Here is a 21,359-nt window from a genome sequence, read left to right on the forward strand (position 1 = left end):
GTCGGGATGGCTGGCGGCGCCCGCACGGCACGTGGCGGAAGCCCCGGCCGGGCCGGATGCGCACGACATTACCATGAAAAATGGACAGCGCGGGCCGGTCGGCGCGCACCGCGCGCTAGTCGTAAACCACGCCAGCGAAGGGCTTGCACATTCGACGGCGCGGGGGCAGCATCGTTGCGAACGGAACGATGCGCGATGGCCGACCGGAGACCGGCCGTGATGCGTGACGTGCAGGCTTGCCGCATGCCGTCGACATGGCCAAAGCCGGCGTGAACCCGGGGTAAACGCAGACGAATTTGCCCTCGCGAACGCCCGCCGCAGCCCGGCTGAATCCCGTTATAAGAAATTCAATAAGTATTTCATGCGAGAAATACTATAGGCGATATATCTAAAACAATGCCAGAATGCGCGCCGCTCCGAACGTCGCGACACCCGATCGCCGTCCGAGCCGCATCAGGAGGTTCCCCCACATGAAAAACCACGGCCTGTCACGGCGGGGTTTTCTGAAAGCCAGCGTGCTGGCGGGCGTCGCAGTGTATGTCGCGCCCCTGGGCAGCCGCGCATTCGCGGCGCTCTTCGAAGAAAAACTCCTCACCCCCGTCAAATGGGATAGCGTCACCGGCATCCCCCAATTCCGCATCGACGGCATCGCGAAAGTCACGGGCTCGAAAGTGTTCGCCCGCGACGTGCGCGCGGCCGACATGCCGCACTGGCCGCAGCAGCAGTCGCATGCGTTGATCCTGCGCGTCACGCAGGCCGACCGCACGTACGAAGGCTTCGACCTGTCGCTGCTCGGCGACGACCTGAAACCGGACCGCGTGGTCACGGCCGACGATCTCGCGCGCGACGGCGTCGCGTTCCCGACGTTCTACGGCGACGACATGCTGTTGCCGGCCGGCAAGACGCCCGCGTATCTCGGCCATGCGGTCGCGATCCTGATCTATCACGATTTCGCGCGCTTCCGCTTCGCGAAGAACGCACTCAAGTTCCGCGACGACGTGATCCGCTACGGCGCGGTCACGGGCCCGCTCGAGCGCGATCCGTGGGGCACCTTCCGCTACGTGCGCGTGGGCGGCAAGACGGCCTACGACGACGACGTCTATTCGAGCCTGAAGGACGCGCCGATCTTCCCGAGCATGATGCGCAAGCACCTGCCGGTGTGGCCGGACGGCAAGGAGCACGGCAAGCTCGACGAGCAGGGCATGTTCCTGGCCGGGCAGATCGCCGGTGAGCTCGACCATCCGTCGGCCGACTGGCTCGTGTTCGACCGCGAATACAACACGCAGTCGGTCGATACGTCCGCGCTCGAACCCGACAACGCGAACTGCTGGTACGACGCCGCGACGCAGTCGCTGCACCTCGTCGTGCCGACCCAGTCGCCGCTCGAAGTGGCGGAGAACGCGGCCGCGATGGTCGCGAAATGCCGCTTCCCGGTGAAGAAGCTGTTCGTGCATCCGTGCTACACGGTCGGCTACGGCTCGAAAGATCACTTCAACGTGCCGTTCTACGGCCTCGTCTGCGCGCTGTACGCGGACGGCCGCCCGGTGCGTTTCGCGAACGACCGCTACGAGCAGTTCCAGACGTCGCTGAAGCGTCACGCGTTCAAGATGCATTACCGGATCGCGGTTGACCGCAACACGGGCCTGCTGCAGTCGTTCAAGGGCGACTTCGAGGCGAATGGCGGCGGCCGCTGCAACTTCTCGCCGTCGGTCGCGATGGTCGGCGCCACGGCCGCGCAATCGATCTACTACTTCCCGAAGAGCGACCTGGCTTCGGTCGCGATCGCGTCGCGCGCGATCGACGCCGGCTCCGCACGCGGCTACGGCACGCTGCAGAGCATGGCCGCGACCGAGATGGCGGTCGACGAGATCGCCGCGCAACTGAACCTCGACCCGATCGATTTCCGCCTGCGCAACGCGCTGCGCTCGGGGATGAAGAACACGCAGGGTGCGATTCCCGCCGGCGCGCTGCGCGTCGACGAAGTGCTGGAACGCGCGAAGCAGCATCCGCTGTGGACGCGCCGCGTCGCGCGCAAGGCCGAATTCGAGGCCGCGCACCCGGGCAAGCGCTACGGCGTCGGCTTCGCGTGCGTGCAGAAGGATTTCGGCACGGGCGCGGAAACGTCGTTCGCGAAGGTCGAATTCGACGAGAACGGCAAGGTGTCGCTGCGGCACACGGCGGCCGAGATCGGCACCGGGATGTCGACGTCGCAGGCCGTCGCGGTCGCGAAATGGCTCGGCCGTCCGGCGACGGACGTGCTCGTGGCCGTGACCGAATGGCCGGACCTGCCGGTCGAGACGAGCGGCGATCCGTACCTGATGTCGCAGGCCGACCAGGATCGGCTGAGCGCGAACCCGCGCTGGTCGCCGGGCTATGCGTCGCCTTCGAGCGCGACGAACTCGGCGTACTACTTCACGCACAGCACGCGCGAAGCCGCCCGTGCGGTGTTCCGCTACGGCCTGTGGCCGGCCGCGATGTCGATCTGGACGCGCGGCCTCGGCGGCGGCCAGGCGGCGCCGTACACGATCCGCATCGAGGACGCGCGCTGGGTCGACGGCAAGCTGACCGCCGACGGCCTCGAGCCGCTGACGTTCGAACAGCTCGCGAAGCAGGCGCATGCGCTTGGCCTGCCGACCGGCGCCGCCGTGCACGTGTTCAACCGCTGGCAGTGGACCGAAGCCGAGTTCGAAGTCGGTGGTACGGTCGAGCGCCTGCCGATTGACGCGCTGTCGCTGCGCGTTGCCGCGCCGAAGACGGGCGCCGACAACGGCCAGGTGCCGGGCACGGCCGCGCCGGCCGGCGCGACCGCGATGCGCGGCACGCTGCCGCCGACCGCGAACGGCTACCGCGTGCTGGACCGCAAGCGCGTGTTCATTCCGCCGACGAGCCGCAACAACGCGGCCGTCACGTACTACACGGCGGTCGGCACGCTCGTCGAGCTGGCTGTGCACGAAGCGACCGGCAAGGTCGAGCTGCTCACGCACCACTCGATCATGGAATGCGGCAACCAGATTTCGCCGCAGCTCGTGTCGGGCCAGCTGCAGGGCGGCCTCGCGATGGGTATCGGCCACGCGCTGCACGAATACCTGCCGCTCTACGAGGACGGCCCCGGCAACGGCACGTGGAACTTCAACCGTTACCAGCTGCCGCGCGCGTCGGATGTCGCCGTGTGGACGCAGACGGGCGACATCCTGCCGCCGCTGTCCGAAACCGATCCGCCGAAGGGTGTCGCCGAAGTGGTGATGATCCCCGTCGTCGGCGCGATCGTGAACGGCATCGCGCACGCGATCGGCCATCGTTTCACCGATCTGCCGGTGACCCCGCAAAAGATTCAGGAGGTGCTCGCATGACGACCGCCCAAACCGCGGCTTCGGCCGCGAGCGCCAGCGCGACTGCGACCGGCGCTTCCGCACCGGCGGCGGCTTCGGCCGCACCGGCGTCCGTTCCTGCCGCGCCGGCTGCGCCGGCATCGGCACCGGCCGCCGTCGAGCGTCCGCTCGTCCGGTTCCAGCAGAAGCCGCTGTCGGTCAATATCAACGGCAAGTCCGTCGGCCCGATGCAGGTGCCGGAAGGGCTGATGATGATCGAGTTCCTGCACGAGTACGCAGGCCTCACCGGTTCGCGGCTCGGCTGCGGGCAGGGCATCTGCCACGCATGCGTCGTGATCGTCGACAAGCCGGACGGCACGAGCGAGGAAATGCGCACCTGCATCACCGGCGCGCACTTCTTCCACGGCCGTTCGATCCGCACGATCGAAGGCCACGCGAAGCGCAACGAAGCCGGCGAAGTGGTCGAGCTGTCGCCGATCCAGCAGAAGTTTCTCGAGCACTTCAGTTTCCAGTGCGGCTACTGCACGCCGGGCTTCGTCAACGCGGCGACCGTGCTGATCGAACGCCTGAAGCGCGAGCCGGTTGCAAAGGCCGACGTCGAACGCACGATCACCGAAGCGCTCGACGCGCACATCTGCCGCTGCACGGGCTATGTCCGCTACTACGAAGCCGTCAAGGACGTGGTGCTGACGACGCCGGGACTCGTGAAGGACGCCGCATGAAACGCACACTCGCTCATCGTGTCGCGCGGGCTGCGGGCCTGCCCGCGCTCGCGGCGGCCTGCGCGCTGCTGCTCGCCGCGTGCGGCGGCCACGACGCACCGGCCTCGAACGCGGCTTCCGGTGCGCCCGGCGCCGACCAGGTCGCGCGCGGCCGTTATCTCGTCAAGGCGGCCGACTGCGCGGCGTGCCACACCGCGAAGGACGGCGCGCCGTTCGCCGGTGGCGCGGCGCTCGAATCGCCGTTCGGCACGTTCTACGGTTCGAACATCACGCCCGACAAGGATCACGGGATCGGCAACTGGAGCGCGGACGAGTTCTACGCCGCGCTGCACGACGGCAAGGCGCCGGGCAAGCGCCTGTATCCGTCGATGCCGTACACGTCGTACCGGCAGCTCACGCGCGCCGACGCCGACGCGATGTACGCGTACCTGATGACGGTCAAGCCCGTCGCGCAGGAAAACCGCGCGCACGACCTGAAGTTCCCGTACAACCTGCGCTTCGGCATGGTGTTCTGGGACATGGTGTTCCTGAAGGACAGCCTGCCGGATGCGTCGGTCGGGCAATCCGCCGACTGGCAGCGCGGCCGCTACCTTGCGGGCGCGCTCGGCCACTGTGCGGAATGCCACACGCCGCGCGCGTTCACGGGCCAGCTCGACAGTGCGAAGCCGTTCGCGGGCGCCGCGCTCGGCCGCGTGGCCGCACCCGACATCACGCCGGCGGGCCTCGCCGCGCGCGGCTGGACGGGCGCCGACCTGCAGACGTTCTTCGGCGTCGGCATCGCGCCGCAAGGCTCGGCGTTCGGCGAAATGTATCCGGTCGTGCACCTGAGCACGCAATACATGACGAAGGACGACCTGCGTGCGCTGTCGGTCTATCTGCTCGGCGACACGCCGCCCGCACCGCAACCGGTGAAGCCGGTGTCGGCCGACGCCGCGCAACTGGCCGCCGGCCGCTCGGTGTACCTCGCGGTCTGCGCGGGCTGTCACGGCTTCAACGGCGAAGGCAAGCCGCACGTGGCGGTGCCGATGAACGGCAACTCCACGGTGCGTCAGGGCGACTCGCGCAACCTGCTGGTCGCGATGCTCGACGGCATCGACGAGCAGAAGTTCGCGGGCCTCGAAAACCTGCAGCGGATGCCGGGCTTCGCACACACGCTGAGCGACGACGAACTCGCCCAGCTCGCGAACTACCTGCGCGCGACGTGGGGCGGCCAGCCCGCGAGCGTCACGCCGGCCGACGTCAAGGCGATGCGTTAAGTCGTGCCCCGGGGCGGGGCGTCGTGCGCGAGACAGCCGGCTTCCGGCGCTTGCGCGCGACGCGTCGCCCCGTTTTTTTTTGCGGCTATGCGTCAGTAGCCGCTCCCTCCGCCATTGCCTGCGCTCCCTCCGGAGCCGCCTCCGCCGTACCGGCTCATGCCCGGTCCTTGCGACCCGCCGCTGCCCGACGACGTACATCCCGCCGACAGCACGAACATCAGCGCCGCGACCAGCGCCGCGGCCAACCTTGCCGATTTCATTGCACTCTCCTTGCAGCGCGCAGGCCGCAGGTCAGGCCGGTTCGCGTGAACCGTGCGTCTGCGCGATGAAGAGACGTTTCGGCGGGCCGTTTATTCCATGCTTTTTGTGTATCGTCGCCGGCGAAGGGGCCGGATCGGCGGCTCGGCGTGGCGACTTGATACACTCCGGGACGCCGCCATTCCGATTCCGACAACAACAGCCATGAGTGCCATCACCGAGCGCCCGCCGCGCGCGCCGTTGCGAACCTCCCGTCCCGTCCTGTTCGGTTGCTTGTCGTTTGCGATCGGCGGCCCGTTGGTTGCTGCGATCGTATGGCCGGCGGTGGCGCTGGTTGCATGGTCCATCATCGACGGCCCGCAATGGGACACGCTGAAACTCTGTGCCGGCATGGTGTTGATGATCTTCATCGCGTCGTTCGTGTTCGGCTATTTCCTGCCCGCGATCGTTACCGGCGGCATCATGAGCGCGGTCGGCGTGCGGATCCGGCGACGCTGGTTCGTCTTGCTGGGCGTGATCGTCGGCACGGGCGCGATGACCGGATTTGTGTGGCTGAAGGCCTTCCTGCTCGGCCTGGACGATATCGGCGGCATCGACGGTGTGGCGATACTCGATTCGATCGTGACGTCGGCGGTGATGTCCTACTGGTTGCATCGGCGGCTCGAACGGCCGCGTTGACCGGGGAGCGGGATACGGGCGGGCACCGTGACACGGCAACCGCCCCGTGCGATTCGCCGCCGCGCGTTGCCGCCACGGTTTTTGCAGTCTGTGCGGGGCAGGTCTATATTTCTATCACGAGATGACACATCTCCAGCGGATCGACGCGCGTCCATCGCGATACGCGGCGACCGACGCCCCGCCATGCACGTTACCGCGCGACGCCGTCCGTTCTGGAGCGGTCGTCCCATCTCGCCGCCGGCCGCCGACGTGAATCCCGCCTCTTTCCGGACGATCCCGCACCACGCGGGCCTCGCGTCTTTCGGCCGCCGAACCCGTCAAAAGCAAATCAATCACACAGGGGGAGGTCGTTTGCAAGGAGTCTGGCATGAGCACGACCTCGAGCCTCAACCTGGAAGGCAAGCTGCGACGCGATGCCGGCATCGTCGGCCTGCTGTTCGCCAGCACGACCAGCATGGTCGGATCCGGCTGGCTGTTCGGCGCGTATCACGCGTCGCGCATCGCCGGGCCGCTGAGCATCGGCAGCTGGGTGCTCGGCGCGATCATCATCCTGTTGATCGCGCTGTGTTTCGCCGAGCTGGCCGCGCTGTTTCCGCGTAGCGGCGCACTCGTTCACATGAGCCACGCCAGTCATGGAGAAGGACTGGGACGCATCTGGTGCTGGCTGCTGTTTCTCGCATACGTGCCGGTGCCGGCCGTCGAAGCCGAAGCGATCGTCACGTACGCGAACAACTATCTGCCGTGGTTCATCCGCCCGGGCAGTGCGGGGCTGCTCACCGTGACGGGGTTCGTCACGTGCGCCGCACTGCTCGGCGTGATGGCGTTGCTGAACCTGATGGTCGTGCGCTGGCTGCTCAACGTGAATTCGACGATCACGTGGTGGAAGATCGGCGTGCCGCTCGTGACGATCGCCGGCCTGCTCGGCGCGAGCACGCACTGGGGCGTGATGAAGGCCGCGCCCGACAGCTACAGCCTGTCCGGCATGTTCACCGCGTTGCCGGCGGCCGGGATCGTGTTCAGCTATCTCGGCTTTCGCACGGCGATCGACCTCGGCGGCGAAAGCGCGAACCCGCGCCGCAACATTCCGCTGGCGGTGATCGGCGCGGTGCTGCTGGCCGCGGTGATCTACATCCTGCTGCAGGTGGCATTCATCTATGCGCTGTCGCCCGCCGATCTCGCCCGTGGCTGGAACCATCTCAGCTTCACCGGCGAAACCGGGCCGTTCGCGGGGCTGGCCGCGACGCTCGGGCTCGGCTGGATGGCGACGCTGCTCTACATCGACGCGTACGTGTCGCCGGGCGGAACGGGGCTGATGTACATGACGGGCGGCTCGCGCATCCTGTATGCGGCCGGCGAGCTCGAGGCAGGCCCGCGCGCGCTGACGCGCCTGAACGGCAACCGGATTCCGTGGATGTCGGTTGCGGTGATGTGGGCGTTCGGCGTGGTGTTCCTGTTGCCGTTCCCCGCGTGGCAGCAGATGGTCAACTACATCACGTCGGTCACGGTGCTGACCTACGGGCTCGGGCCCGTCGCGCTGATGGTCCTGCGCCGCAACCTGCCGGACATGGAGCGGCAGTTCCGCATGAAGGGGGCGGGCCCCTGCTCGCACCGCTCGCGTTCGTGTGCAGTGATCTCGTGATCTACTGGACCGGGTTTCGTACCAACAACTTCCTGTTTTCGCTCGTCGCGATCGGGTTCGTCGTCTATGCGATCTACCATCACGTGATCCGGCGCCGCAGCGCGCGCGAATTCGGCTGGGCGCACATCGCGTGGCTGCTGCCATGGTTCGGCGGCCTCTGGATGCTGTCGTGGTTGGGCGGAATCGGTGGCGGGCTGGGTGTCGTCGGCTTCGGCTGGGACATCCTGCTGGTGTCGCTGTGGAGCGTGTTCGTGTTTGTGCTCGCGATGCGCAGCGCACTCGGCCGCGACGAAACCGCGGCGATGATGGCGCGCATGAACCAGACGAGCTGAACGCGCCGGCGCGGCCGGGGCCGGGCGGCCCGCGGCCTGCTACATGGCCGGTCATGCGGACGCCGCCGTCGCGGCGGCGTCCGATCAACGATAGACGAGATCGGCGCGGCGGTTCTGCGCCCACGAATCCTCGTCGTGGCCGAGCGCGACCGGCTTTTCCTTGCCGAGACTGACCGCCTCGAGTTGCGTTGCCGGCACGCCGAGCGTTTCGAGTGCGCTCATCACGGCCTGCGAACGGCGCTCGCCGAGCGCGAGGTTGTATTCGGACGTGCCGCGCTCGTCGGTGTTGCCCTGGATCAGCACGTGCCGTGCCGGATGGCTGCGCAGGTAGTCGGCGTGCGCCTGCAGCAGCGACTGGTACTCGGGCTTCACGGAGTACTGGTCGAAATCGAAGTAGAGGCTGCGCTTGGCGAGCGGGCTGTTCGGATTGTTGAGATCGTCGGCCGTTACCGTCGCGACGGTTTCGCTCGAGGGCGTCGGCGGCGTGCCGGCGTTCTCGGGCGTTTTTGCCGCGTTGTGGCAACCGGCCAGTAGTACGAAAGTTGCCAGCACCGCAAATCGGTTCATTTTGCTCATCGTTCGTCTCCAGCGGTTGACTGCGTTGAAAGCGTGGTGCGTGCCATCTGCAACGTCACGTATCCGGCCGCCATGGCGCGAAAGGTTCGGCTCCGTTGACCCGATGCAGGTTCGTAAGCCGGCGGTGCGCCAGATGAAAGAGTGTTGCGGCCGGAACGCCGAATCACGGCGTCGCTGCAAATAGATTAGGAAAAATGTCACAACGTGACCAGTTTCTCCGCATTTTTTGCGCAGACGCGACAGCCGGGGAGACATTCCTGCTCCCGCCGGTCGTGCGATGCCGGGGCTGCCGGCCGGCGCGTCACGCGTCGCCGTGTTCGTCGTGCCCGATCACGAGCTCGGTCGACGACGTGAACAGGTAGCGCGGCACGTCGAGGTTCTGCGGCGCCGGTTTGTCACGGAACACGCGGCCCGCGAGATCGTAGGTCGAGCCGTGGCACGGGCACAGGAAACCGCCGGGCCAGTCGTCCGGCAGGTTGGGTTGCGCGCCTGGCTGGAAGCGCGGAATCGGCGTGCAGCCCAGGTGCGTGCACACGCCGACGACCACCAGCAGGTTGCGGCGCCCGGCCCGCGCGCGGAACGGATTGCGGCAATAGTCGGGCAACGGCATCGAGAACGGGTGCAGCGTGTCGGGATCGGCCACCATCGGCGTGGCCTTCGTGACGGCATCGAGCATTGCTGCCGTCCGGTTGACGATGAAGACCGGCTTGCCGCGCCATCCGACCGTCATCATGCCGCCGGGGTCGAGCCGGCCGATGTCGACCGTCACCGGCGCACCGGCGGCCAGCGCGCTGGCCGGCGGCGACAGCGAATCCACGAACGGAATCGCGGTGGCGACGCAACCGATTCCGCCGGTCACGGTCGTCGCAATGAGCAACGTGCGCCGATGCACGTCGATGGCTTCAACAAGCGGTTGAGGTTGGGCGTTCATGACGGCCTCCGCCAGCGTCGGGTGGCGTTGCGGCGCGGCATGCGAGACGGCGTTGCGCGGACGGGCGACAACGTTGTGCGCCACAGCGGAAAGGCCGCGCACAGGCGCGGCCTTTCCAGCGTAGGCAGCGGCGATTAAGCGAGGCTTAAAACCGCCGCGTCGTCAGAATTTGTGCCGCAGCCCCAGCGCGACGACGACCTGGTTGCTGTTGGTCGACGGCGTCATCGTCCAGATCGTCGCGTTGAACGCGGGGTTGCCGTTGCCGCCGCTCACGCTCTGGTAGGTACCTTCGAGATACGCGTCCGTGCGCTTCGACAGCGCGTAGTCGGCCTGTGCGACGACCTGGTTCCATTTCGGGCGCGTCTGGCCCGTGCGCGAATCGAAGCGGGCCATCGTGTACGTATAGGCGGCGGCGACGCTCAACGCGCGGGTGACGAAGTAGCGCCCGTCGACCGTGAAGTTGTCGAACACCAGCGATTCGCCCTTCAGCGGTGCGATGTTGCCGCCCTGGAGCACGCCCGTCACGCCGTCGGTCGTCGAGTGCGACCATGCTGCGCCGACCGAATTCAGCCCGAACGCATAGCGGCCGGCCGCGGACCAGATCTGCTGGTTGCCGCCCGTGATCGTCGCCGAGCCGTCGACCGTGCTCAGCGCGCCGTCCGGGTTCGGTGCATGGCGGTCGCGGCTGATCTTCAGGTAGCCGGCGCCGAGCTTGACCGGCCCGTTCTCGTACGAAACACCCGCGCTCCACGCCGCGTTGTTGCTGAACTGGCCGGCCGCGTTCGAGAAGCCGAACATCGCGCCGAATCGCAGCCCGCGAACCGTCGGGCTCGTGTATTTCACCGCGTTGTTGATGCGCAGGTTGCGGTTCGAATCGTCGTTGTCGTATGGATGCACCGCGAGGTTGCCGCCCCAGCCGGGGCCGGACGCGCCGAGCGGCGTCACGAAATCGAGGATCAGGTCGTACTGGCGGCCGAAGGTGAGCGAGCCCGCCGTCGCCGAGCTGACGCCGACCCACGCCTGGCGGCCGAACATGTCGACGCCTTTCTGCGACAGCTTGCCGGTGGCGCCCGAGAAGCCGTTCTCGAGCGCGAAGACCGCGGCCATCCCGCCACCGAGATCCTCGCGGCCGCGTAGCCCCCAGCGCGACGCGTTCAGCGCACCGCTCGTCAGCGCGACGGCGCTGCCGCCGGGCGAGCCGACGCCGTGCGAGCGCTGGTTGGTCGAGTAGGTGATGGACGTGTCGAGCAGGCCGTACAGCGTCACGCTGCTCTGCGCGTGTGCGATGCACGGTGCAAAGCCGGTCAGGCATGCGGTAATGACGGTCCCCGCGACGCGTGCGCCGGCATGCTGGTTTTTCTGGTAGGAGTGCATAGGAGTTTTTGTTGTTTGGCCGGCCGTGCGGCCGGCGGATCGAGCCGTCATTATTGGAGAGGGTGCGGTGGTCGATTAAGGCGTCGCACAGGAAAGGTCCTCTGCGAAATCGAGCGGAATCGCGGGGCGTCGACTGCGGGAATACGGTCGGGAAGGGGGCGTGCGGTGCGCCGTGCGTGGCGGTTCAGGCGGCGTTTGTGCGATGGCCGGTCGAACCTCTAGCGGCGGAGGATCGGCAATGCGGCGTCGGCGCCGCCGCTTCGATAGGCGGCACGTACGGCGTTCGCCCTGGCGTCGAGCGCTTCCGGCGACAGCGAAGGTCTCAACCGCACGACGACGTGCGGCAACGCGGCCAGCTGTTGTCGCAATTGCACGATCGACTGGCAGCAACGGAACGTCGACGATCGCGCGTCGGGACCGGACGCGGCTTCTGCCAGATCGGCCGTCCATTTAACGCCGCGATGGTGCCTGACGTGGTCGAGGTGCAGCAGGAAGCGGGCGTCGCCCGACAACGCGATCAGCAGCGCGGCCCACTGCGCGCCGTACCATCCGAAGTCGACTTCGTGTGTCAGGTCGGTCAGCAGTGCGTCGTCGAGCACCGACAGGCTTTGCTGGCACAGGTAGTGGAAGTCGAGCGGCTGGTAGCGGACCTGCGGGTAGTCGCGCAGCACCTGTTCGAGTTCGTTGCCGGTATCGACGGCCGCGGCGAGAAACCGTTCGGCCGGGGCCGGGCGGTTCAACTGCAGCGTCGGAATGCTCCGGAACAGCCGGCGGATGTCGTCTGGGTGGTAGTGCATTGCGAAAGTCCGGGTGGTCGCCTGGCGCCGATGTTGTGCTGCGTGACGGACGGAAGCGCCGCGTAATGCCGCGGCATGTTCTCGGGTTCGACCGCTTCGATTGCCTGCCCGATCTCCAGCGCGGTGGCGGCCGGGACTCATGCCGGGTATCGGGTCGGCAACGACGAACAGGCCGATTCTACAAACGAATCGCATGGCCCGTGCAACGCCGTGACCCGCGTGACGCTGCGGGCGCCAATCGCTAGAATCCCGGTGGTTCGGCATCCTGCGCGCAACCTATACCGGCCGGTTCCCTTCATGCGACTGATCACGCCTCGTCACTTTTCCCTCGGGAAACGCGCGGCCCTGCTGTTCGCGTTCACCTTCGTGACGATGACGGTCACGCTGGTGACGCTCGGCCACGTCGACGGCACGGGGACGATCGACACGCAGGCAGGCAATCCTTACGTCATCGGCGTGCAAGCCGGTGTGATCGGCCTTTACGCGCTGCTCGGCTGGATGTGGATCGTGCGTCCGGCCCGTCACAACCAGCTGTATTTCCCCGGGATCGTCAACCAGGACCGTCAGCTGATCGCGTGGTTCGTGCTGGTCCTGAACGGCGCGATATTCGTGATGGTCCCGCTTCTTTTCAATACCTCGACCGTCAACCGGATGGCCGAGCGCACGCAGCATGTCCGCAGCGTCATTGCGCGCACGTATCACTGGCAGGCCACGACGGGCGGCGGGAAGAACATTCCACGCCACCACTATACGGCCACCGGGCTGCTGTTCGCCGACGCGGCAGGACGCGGGATGGAGCGCGTGCCGTCGCCCGACGGGCCGTCCGGCGACGGCGCCACCTGCTTCGTCGAGCACACGGGCTGGCTCGGCCAGCGGTGGATCAGCGGCGTGCATCCGTGCGATACGCCCGTCGAACACATCCGGCTCGAGCGGCTGGCCGACGGCGGCGGCGAACAGGTCGCCCGGCCCGGGCTGCAATGCCTGGACGACGAGCCGGCGACCGCGGTGCTCACGATGGGCGCCGACGCCGCGCGATGTCCGGCTGTCGTCCGCCGCGATGGCCGCTGGGTCGTCGTCGCGAACGGGGCCGCGCCGTCCGCTCCCGTCCTGGCCACGCTCCCGTTGCCGGACAGCTTCTGGAATGATCCGAAAGTTGCGTCGATTTCACCGGACGGCGACCGGATCTTGGTCGGCGATTTCGGACTGCGCAGCCCGCTGTTTCTGTGGCGCAGGCGTACGGGCGCGTGGGTCGCGCTGCAACTGCCGCTCATTTATCGGTACACCGCGCCCGACAGCTACGTGCTGACGGACGACGCGCAGACGATCGACGTTTGCCCGCAGGGGCCGCACCGCACGTGCGAACGATGGGGCGGCGCGGATGGGTGACCGGTGGCTGGCGGTCCGTGGAAATGACTGGAGTCGCGGCGAAGGCGCGAGCGAAATCAGGCCGGGGGCGGCGGGATTGCCGCCGCTGGAAGGTGCAGTGGCGCATTGACCGGCACGATGATTCGCCGCAAGCCTTGGCGCCCGCGAGTGGACACGCGTGGTGTCGATGCGGTTGAGTGCGGTTGAGTGCGGCTGGAAGGCGCGATACGGCGCGGCAGACTGGCCGCGCCGTATCGTGCTGCGAGACGCTACTTGACGGAACTTGCACTGACCTTGGCAAAATCCAGACTGCCGAAGCCGGTGTCGTCGTCCCAACCCGCCTTCGCGGTATAGCCGTGGCTGCTGTAGCCGTTGTTGCCCGACGTCACGTCGTGGCGCAGCGACGTATTGGTCGGCAGGCCCTGATAGAACGCCGAAGTCGGCAGGCCGAGACTGTTGTTGTTGGCCGATTCGACGCGCGCCCAGCCACCGACGAAGATCGGCGATGCGAGGCTCGTGCCGCCGACGAGCTGGTTCGTCTGCCCGTTGATGACGATGTACGCGCCCGTCGACTGCGCGGCGTCGAATGCGACGTCGGGCAGCACGCGCTTCGTGACCGTGCTGCCGAGCGCCGCGGTCTGCCAGCTCGGCGCGGTCTCGAACGCGCTCACGCCGCCGCCCGTTGCCCAGATCCGCACGGCGTTGTCGACCGGGTTGCCGTTGCTGTCGAGGTCAGCATAGGCGACGCCTTCGTTCCATACGGTTTCGCCGGCCCACGACGTCGTGCCGGTGGTCGAGAGCGTCGTGCCGCCGACTGCGACGACATACGGCGAACTCGCGGGAGACGACACGCTGTACTTGGACAGGTTGATCGTCGTCTTGACCGAGGTGCCGTTGTACGTGCCGATATAGCCCGGCGCACCTTGCGGCGACGTCGACCACTGGTAGACGCCTGCGTCGCCCGCCGAGACGGAGAAGACCTGTCCTTGCGCGACCGCCTGCTTGAACACCGCGTCGTCGGCGGCGAGCGAACCGTCCGAATTGGCGGCAGTTTCGTCGAGGCCGAGCGAGACGTTGATGACGGTCGCCTGGTTGTCGGTCACCGCTTTGTTGTAGGCGGCGGTCAGCGTCGCGTCGGTGAGCCCGCTGTCATTGCTGTCGCCGTTGACGGCCGAATAGAAGATCAGCTGCTTGACGCCGCCCGAGGTGCCGATGATGTCCTGGCTGTCGAGATCCCATTCGCCCGGATCGCCGTCGTCGGCCAGCGTGCCGGACCCGCCCGCGACCACCGCGGTGTTGACGGTCGGCAGGCCCGCATTCTGCGTAAAGGTGTTCAGGTCGGCAATGGTCTGGGTCATGTCGCCCCAGGTGATGATGCCCACCGTGGTGTTCGTCGCGGCGGGCAGGCCGCTCGCGTCGTAGATCGCCGCGAAATCGGTCGGCTGGTGGCCGACTTGCTGCGACGCGGCCGCCGCATTCTTCGAGATCGCGTTCGGCTCGACGACGGCGGCCGGCGCGAAGCGGTGGAGCAGGCGGTGCGGCACGGCGGCATTCTGCAGGCCGAGCACCGAATCGACGATCGGGCCAAGCGAGGCCGGGATCAGTGCCGCCGAATCGTTCGCGTACACCGGCTTGCCGCGATAGTTGAAGCGTTTGACGCTCGCCTGGAAGCCGCGTTGCACGCTGCCGGCATTACCGTCGGCGGCGATCAGCGAATTGTTCTCCGAGACCGTGATGTTGCTGAAGCCGTTCGCCTTCAGGTGAGCGACCACGGCCGCGACCTGCGCGTCGGTCGGCGAGAAGCGCGCCTTGAACTGGGCCGGCGTGAGGTACTTGTGGTAACTCGCGCTACCCGGCTGGTTGACGTCGTGGAGGAAGGTATCCAGCTGATCGGTGTTGCGGTTCTTCAGGACCACGGTGACGTGCAGCGGCTGGCTCAATTCGAGCGGCGTCACGTGCGTATCGGTGAGCGTCGGCGTGCCGACGCTGTTCAGCGAGTAGCTGGGGGCCGCGGCTGATGCGGCCGGTGCCTGCGACGCAGCCGTGGCCGGTGCACTCGACAGGAGGAACGCGCTGGTGCGGGTTTGGACCCAGTTGGTGGCCGCCTGGGCGGACAGCGGGACCATCGTGGCTGCTACTCCAACTGCAATTGCCGTCAGCGCAAAGCGTTGCAGGAATGTGCGATTGACGTATTGGGTTCTCTGCATTGTGAGCTCCGAGATTTCGACGAAGAACGGGTGCAGCGCGCGGCCCGGATCGCGGGTAGCGAAGGGCGGCCGATGCAACCTGACGCAAGCCAGAACGAACAGCAGGATTCAAGGCGACATAAGTATTTCTCCCCCTACCACCATCAGGATTGGAGGCCGGTCGGGTATCGGGCTCGCGTATCACGGGCATCGATTCGGCGCACGGCCTTCTGTTATGTCGGGCCGTGCCGCGCTCCTGCGTGCGGCGGTCCGACGAATGCTTTGGGTACATTCCGCGGTTTGCTGGTGCAGCCACTTCGATTCGTTATCTATTGATTAGGAATCCAATTTATTAGGCGTGGAAAAGGAGGCATTACGGTGCCATTTGACGGCTCGGGCTGCTGCGGTTACGGGCTATTGCAATGCTGCACGCGACCGACGCCGCAACGGCGCGCGGTGTGAACGGTGTGGCTCGGCAAGCGGGGCGCGGCGGATCAAACCTGCCATGCCATCAAGCAGATCGTGATGCTGACGACGTTTCCTTGCTCAAGGCCGCCGACGTACCGTGACGAAATCGTCCAGCCGGAAGCGGAGCTGGGCGAGGTGGATCGAGAGTTTTTCCCTGGTGGAAGTAATCTCGGTTTTGCGAACGGATATCGTCCTCGCAATAACGTAATTGAAATGGAAGTCATTTGTCGGGAGTTTGATTTATTGACGCAGATCAAGCTCCCGTCGGTATTTCTTGCGGGAAAAGATAGCAAGGAAGAAAACGGAGCGTCAAACATTTTTTGATGAAATCTAAAATGGTTAGATCGAGGTTGGCCCGGGTGCTGGCGCAAGGGGCCAGCGCTGATCGAGACCGCAAGGTAAACGTATGGGAGGTGCGCCGACCGTGTGCGGTGACGCAAGGCGGGAGCGGTGGCCTCGTTGCCTGTTCGGATGTGAATTCGCGGATGGCTACGCCGGTTGACGCGGAGCAATTGCGAGGGTGCGGCCGCATCGTTGTCGCGATTTCCTTCGGCGACGGATGGTGGCGTAGCCAGGCGACGCGTGGCTACCATGCAGGCTGATTCCGCAGGCGAACGATTGGCGCGCTGCATGCGGATGTCCGAGGCACGTGTTGCACAACGAAATCCCGTGATCGGATTTCATCAGGAAAACGTGCAATTTCAACCGGGAACGGCGCGGGGCAGGATGGAGCGTGGAGCGCGGCGCGAATCCGCTTGACGTGGTCAATCCGCGAACCGGATTTACGCATCCGCCACCGGCACAGGACACGCAGCGCTGGTGCACGACGATGGGCAATCGTGTTGGCGGTCGGGTTTCGTGTTGAGGCATGCAGATTCGCAGAAGGATAATGGTGTGATTCGATATCAATGTTTTTCGGATAGATAAAAAATAACGAATTGGTTATTTAAAAAATTGATATTCAGAGATTTAAAAATGTACTGCAGAAATTGGCAATCATTCAATGCTCGAAGAATGCGACGATGGCAAAAATACCGCACGTAGCCGTCAACGCGTTTTGTGCGCGTGCACAGGCATTTCATGAATTCCGGCCGAATCGTTTCTGATTCTGAGTCGAAGTGGCGGATTGAATCGAATCGAGAACGAAAACGCGTAGCCGCTGCTCGTGGCAAAAGCGCTGTTCCCACATCACGCTCGCTACCGAAGGCAACCGCGACGGCGAAACGGACCAGCTCCGGTTTGCACGGTGCTGCGCGACCAAGGGCCGATGGCCTCTGCGTGCGGTTGCGGAAGACCTTTGCCATGGCGAATTTCGTCGGACGCCGCCGCCGCGCTTTCCATGTCGGGCATGGCTCGCGACAGCGGAATGGCCCAGGCATGCCGGCACACGACATCCCGCCGTCATCGCCCAGGCAAACCTCCCGCGCGCAGCCATCGACGTCATCTCCGCGGCGGCATATCGACGTGGAAAGTTTCAATCTTTTAAAAATTTCCTTGACATCTGTAATGTGGATGTCATTTCATACGGGCTGTAATATTTCATTGTGTTACAAAGAATTCGACTCAATAGTTTAGTTTTACTTAATAAACAGGGTGTCGGAGAACATGAAAAAAACACAACGGGCGGGGGATCGTCCATCTTTCACGAACAATGTCCGGCTGCTGAGTCTGCTCGTACCGATTGCAATTCAGCTGGCCGGATGCGGCGGGGATGATTCACCTTCGCCGCGCGCATCGAACGACGGGAGCGCGTCAGGCCAGCCCGGCACCGTGACGACGGCCCCCGCGCCTGCGCCCTTTACGCCGCCCACGCCGGTACCCGAAGTCGGCGCGCAATACGAGCGCTCGCCGACCGGGTTGTCCTATCCGAAGCTCGCCGGGCTGTATCCGGGACACGACGGCCCGACCGTCGAGAACGGCATGATCCTGCCGTGGCTGTCGATGCGGCCGCCGCTGAAGCTGAACGTGATGGTGCAGACGCCGTTCGACACCGACGGGGACGGCAAGCCCGACCGGATCGCGCTGCGCATCGTGCAGCCCGCCGAAGTGGCCGAGGGGCTCAAGACTCCGGTCATCGTGCGGCCGTCGGTGTACTACGCGGATCCGACCTACGCGACGCAGGCGCGCGCGCCGTTCCTCGGCGAGGCGGAGTACCTGCGGATGGGTTACACGATCGTCTACGCCGATTCGATCGGCACCAACCAGTCGGACGGCTGTTGGTCGGTGATGGACCGTACCGAACGCGACGCAATGGCGAGCGTCGTGCGCTGGCTGACGGGCGATCCGGTCGCACCGGGTTTCGACGCCCAGGGCAAACAGGTTGCGGCATCCTGGTCGACCGGGCACGTCGCGATGGAGGGGATTTCCTACGGCGGCACGCTGCCCACGATGGTCGCGGCGACCGGCGTGCCGGGGCTCGAGGCGATCGTGCCGGTGGAGGGCATCAGCAGCGGGTACGACTATTTCCGCTACAACGGCGTGATCGCGGATATCGACAACACGGTATCGCTCGGCAGCTACATGAAATCCCAGCAGGCGTCCGCTCGTGCGTCGATCTGCGAACCCGCGCGCGTCGCAGCCGTTACGGCATCCGACAACGCGACCTATGCGTACAACGATTTCTGGAAGGCGCGCAACACGGTGTCGCTGGTCGACCGGATCCAGGCAGCGACGCTGATTGCGCAGGGGCAGGCCGACAACAACGTCAAGACGAAGAACGCGACGCAGTTGTACGACGCGTTGTATCGCGCGAAGAAGCCGGTGCAGCTCTGGCTGCACAGCCGAAACCACGACGATCCCGCCTGGCAAAAGGAATGGCAGAAGCAGATCGTGATGTGGTACTCGCGCTACCTGTTCGGTGTCAACAATGGCGTCGAGACGCAGCCGACGTACGTGCGGGAGACGCCGACGGGTGACATCCCGGTTGGCGCAACGCTGCCCCCCGATCCGAACGACACCGACGACACGCTGATCGGCCACTGCCATTCGGGCCACAATCCGCGCGACTGCATCCCGACGGGCGAGCTGTTCGTCAAGGAGGATGCATGGCCGAAGACGGTCGACACGTCCTACTACCTCCGCGGCGACGGGCGGGCGGGAGGATTGCTGACGCCGAACACGGCGGACGGCCCCCAGGTTGCGTCGGTCGATCTGGGCAATGCAACGGCCGTGACTTACGAGACGAAATCGCTCGCGAACGCGACCCGCTACGCCGGTGCGATCCGGGTTGCGATGCGTGGCCGGTTTGCGCCGGCCGTCACCAACATCAAGGCCACCCTGTCGGTCGACGGGCACGACGTGACCTACGGTTGGGCGAATCCGCGCTTCTACAGGGGGCTGGACGTCGCACAAACGATCGCGCCGAACACGGACTACGATTTCTCGCTGGAGATGATGCCGCGCGATTTCACGGTACTGCCGGGCAGCAAGGTCAAGTTGAAGCTCGAGGGTTACCAGGGCACGTCACTGGTGACGCTCGATCTGTCGCACACGGTGCTTGCCATGCCGGTTGTGCCGAAGGCACGCGTGGCGGCGGTCATGGTGGCGAAGTAGCAGCAGGGGGACGCGTGCACCGATGGTCGGCGTCGGGATGCATGGCCGATTCCATCGGGCACGACGAGGTAGGTGAAGAGGGGTTTCCGGGTTGGTCGAAGTCGTTGTTGCTTTATAAGCATATCTAATGAATCGAACTGTTCAGGAGATTGATCGATGACCATGAGAATTCCAGTCTGGGCCGTGGCCACAGCGCTCGCTACTGCAGTGCTGGCCGCATGCGGGGGTGACGACCCGTCATCCACCGCCGTGAGCGCGGCGAGCACGACGGTCACCACGCCGTCAACGCCGGTCGCGACGGCAGACGAATCGGAACTGGACGTGTTCGCCAGAGTCGCGCCGGCCGACAAGGTGTTGAATGACGGCAACACCTACGATACGACGATCAACGGATCGATCGCGATGTCCAGGATCAACGAGGAATCGTCGGTCAAGCAACACACGATCACCATCAACGGGAAGGTGCTGCCGTACGTTGCCCGCGCCGGGCACCTGGTTGCCTACCGGCAGGACGCGTCGGGCAAGAAGGCCGAGGCGGCGATCTTCTACACGGCGTATACGCGGGACGCCCTGCCCAAGGAGAATCGCCCGGTCACGTTCCTGTGGAACGGCGGCCCCGGTTCGGCATCGATCTGGCTGCACATGGGATCGTGGGGCCCGAAACGGCTCAAGTCCGATGCGCCGAACATGCCCGATCCGACGAAGCAGCCCGACAGCTTTCCGTTCGAGGACAATGCGATTTCGCTGCTCGACCAGTCGGATATCGTCTTCGTCGATCCGCCGGGGACGGGCCTTTCCACGGCCATCGAGCCGCTCAAGAACGGCGATCTGTGGGGAACCGACGTCGATGCCCAGGTGGTGGCCGACTTCATCACGAGCTATACGAACAAGTACAGCCGGCAGAGCTCGCCGAAGTACCTGTACGGCGAATCCTACGGCGGCATCCGCACGCCGATCGTCGCCAACCTGCTGGAGCAGGCGGGCACCAGCGGCTATGCTCCCGATCCGTCCGGCAAGCCGGCCAAGGTCCTGGCAGGATTCATCCTCAATTCGCCGCTCGTCGACTACAACTCCAATTGCGACATGATGGGCGGGCGGGTGACTTGCGAGGGTTACATCCCGTCCTACGCGATGACGGCGGACTACTTCAAGAAATCCGTCAAGCGCGGCACGCAAACACAGGAGCAGTATCTCGCCGAGTTGCGCACGCTGGCGAGGACGACGTTCCAGACGACCTACGGTGCCTATTTCAACAACGGCCGACCGAACAACCAATGGAATGCGTACGCGGCAAGCGCTGCGGGCCAGGCGCTCCTGAACCGGATGGCCGACTATACCGGGATTCCCGCGTCGACCTGGAAGAGTTCGTTCAACTACACGCCGGGGCCGTTTCGAAGCGCGCTGGTTCCGGGCTACAACCTCGGTCGCTATGATGCGCGCATGAAGGTGCCGAACGGGAACAGCTTCGCCGCGGACAGCTACATCGACGTGGCCTTCCTGAATCAGCTGAAGACGTATTTCCCCGATTTCGTCAACTACAAGACCCAGTCGAGCTACCAGCCGCTGAATAATGCGACGATAGGGAACTGGAAATGGCAGAGGGCAGGGAGCAAATCCTATTACCCGCAGAGCATTACCGACATCCAGGCCGTGCTGACTGCCAACCCCGATGCCAAGCTGCTGATTCTTCACGGTTATGAAGATATCGCGACGCCTGGTTTCCAGACCGAACTGGATCTCGAGGGGGTGAACCTGAGCGATCGCATCCCGGTCAAATGGTTCGAAGGCGGGCACATGATCTACAACACGGAGGCATCGCGCGCGCCACTGAAACAGACGATCGACAGCTATTACACGTCGCCGGCGCGTATCGCGGACGGTTCCTTACTGTAAGCC

The 21,359-nt window shown here is 65.5% G+C and carries 16 protein-coding genes; 10 read left to right on the plus strand and 6 right to left on the minus strand.

Annotated elements, in window-relative coordinates; all coding sequences use genetic code 11:
• Nucleotides 1–470 precede the first annotated feature (470 nt).
• From AC5LXK_RS23755 to AC5LXK_RS23780, 6 genes are all read left to right on the plus strand, one after another.
• Nucleotides 471–3,350: a xanthine dehydrogenase family protein molybdopterin-binding subunit gene (locus AC5LXK_RS23755; RefSeq protein ID WP_493393916.1), complete on the plus strand. Its 2,880-nt coding sequence runs from the start codon at nt 471–473 to the stop codon at nt 3,348–3,350.
• A complete protein-coding gene (locus tag AC5LXK_RS23760) occupies nt 3,347–4,051 on the plus strand; it encodes a (2Fe-2S)-binding protein (protein WP_493393917.1) in 705 nt (234 codons plus the stop codon). The genes AC5LXK_RS23755 and AC5LXK_RS23760 overlap by 4 nt, the downstream gene beginning before the upstream one ends.
• A complete protein-coding gene (locus tag AC5LXK_RS23765; RefSeq protein WP_493393918.1) occupies nt 4,048–5,307 on the plus strand; it encodes a c-type cytochrome in 1,260 nt (419 codons plus the stop codon). Before AC5LXK_RS23760 ends, AC5LXK_RS23765 begins: the two co-directional genes overlap by 4 nt.
• Nucleotides 5,308–5,619: 312 nt before the next feature.
• A complete protein-coding gene (locus AC5LXK_RS23770; RefSeq protein WP_493393919.1) occupies nt 5,620–6,243 on the plus strand; it encodes a hypothetical protein in 624 nt (207 codons plus the stop codon).
• A 367-nt stretch (nt 6,244–6,610) separates the two neighbouring features.
• Nucleotides 6,611–7,882, plus strand: coding sequence for an APC family permease (locus AC5LXK_RS23775; protein WP_493393920.1), 1,272 nt, complete (start codon nt 6,611–6,613; stop codon nt 7,880–7,882).
• Nucleotides 7,879–8,214, plus strand: a complete 336-nt coding sequence (locus AC5LXK_RS23780) for a hypothetical protein (RefSeq protein ID WP_493393921.1) — start codon at nt 7,879–7,881, stop codon at nt 8,212–8,214. Before AC5LXK_RS23775 ends, AC5LXK_RS23780 begins: the two co-directional genes overlap by 4 nt.
• Before the next feature lie 84 nt (nt 8,215–8,298).
• Here the strand turns inward: AC5LXK_RS23780 and pal are convergent, their stop codons facing one another.
• The 4 genes from pal to AC5LXK_RS23800 form a co-directional block, all read right to left on the minus strand.
• Nucleotides 8,299–8,790, minus strand: coding sequence for a peptidoglycan-associated lipoprotein Pal (pal, locus tag AC5LXK_RS23785; protein WP_493393922.1), 492 nt, complete (start codon nt 8,788–8,790; stop codon nt 8,299–8,301).
• 301 nt (nt 8,791–9,091) lie between these two features.
• On the minus strand, nt 9,092–9,721 hold the full coding sequence (gene petA, locus AC5LXK_RS23790) for a ubiquinol-cytochrome c reductase iron-sulfur subunit (RefSeq protein WP_493393923.1): 630 nt from the start codon (nt 9,719–9,721) through the stop codon (nt 9,092–9,094).
• A 162-nt stretch (nt 9,722–9,883) separates the two neighbouring features.
• On the minus strand, nt 9,884–11,095 hold the full coding sequence (locus AC5LXK_RS23795) for a porin (protein WP_493393924.1): 1,212 nt from the start codon (nt 11,093–11,095) through the stop codon (nt 9,884–9,886).
• 218 nt (nt 11,096–11,313) lie between these two features.
• Nucleotides 11,314–11,892, minus strand: a complete 579-nt coding sequence (locus tag AC5LXK_RS23800; protein ID WP_493393925.1) for a hypothetical protein — start codon at nt 11,890–11,892, stop codon at nt 11,314–11,316.
• 297 nt (nt 11,893–12,189) lie between these two features.
• On the opposite strand from AC5LXK_RS23800, the gene AC5LXK_RS23805 reads away from it, so the two are divergent.
• Nucleotides 12,190–13,278, plus strand: coding sequence for a hypothetical protein (locus AC5LXK_RS23805; protein ID WP_493393926.1), 1,089 nt, complete (start codon nt 12,190–12,192; stop codon nt 13,276–13,278).
• Nucleotides 13,279–13,526: 248 nt separating this feature from the next.
• Here AC5LXK_RS23805 and AC5LXK_RS23810 read toward each other — a convergent pair whose 3' ends face one another.
• Entirely contained in the window at nt 13,527–15,464 is a 1,938-nt protein-coding gene (locus AC5LXK_RS23810; protein ID WP_493393927.1) for a S53 family peptidase, read from the minus strand.
• A gap of 444 nt (nt 15,465–15,908) precedes the next feature.
• Here AC5LXK_RS23810 and AC5LXK_RS23815 point away from each other — a divergent pair, with 444 nt between their 5' ends.
• Nucleotides 15,909–16,235 (plus strand): hypothetical protein, encoded by a 327-nt coding sequence (locus AC5LXK_RS23815; protein WP_493393928.1) that lies wholly within the window; start codon nt 15,909–15,911, stop codon nt 16,233–16,235.
• A gap of 581 nt (nt 16,236–16,816) precedes the next feature.
• Here the strand turns inward: AC5LXK_RS23815 and AC5LXK_RS23820 are convergent.
• Nucleotides 16,817–17,215, minus strand: a complete 399-nt coding sequence (locus AC5LXK_RS23820; RefSeq protein ID WP_493393929.1) for a hypothetical protein — start codon at nt 17,213–17,215, stop codon at nt 16,817–16,819.
• Nucleotides 17,216–17,516: 301 nt separating this feature from the next.
• On the opposite strand from AC5LXK_RS23820, the gene AC5LXK_RS23825 reads away from it, so the two are divergent.
• Both AC5LXK_RS23825 and AC5LXK_RS23830 read left to right on the plus strand, forming a co-directional pair.
• On the plus strand, nt 17,517–19,463 hold the full coding sequence (locus AC5LXK_RS23825; protein ID WP_493393930.1) for a Xaa-Pro dipeptidyl-peptidase: 1,947 nt from the start codon (nt 17,517–17,519) through the stop codon (nt 19,461–19,463).
• 156 nt (nt 19,464–19,619) lie between these two features.
• Nucleotides 19,620–21,356 (plus strand): S10 family serine carboxypeptidase-like protein, encoded by a 1,737-nt coding sequence (locus tag AC5LXK_RS23830; RefSeq protein WP_493393931.1) that lies wholly within the window; start codon nt 19,620–19,622, stop codon nt 21,354–21,356.
• The last annotated feature ends 3 nt before the right edge of the window (nt 21,357–21,359 follow it).

The organism is Burkholderia pulmonis, from assembly GCF_984667975.1.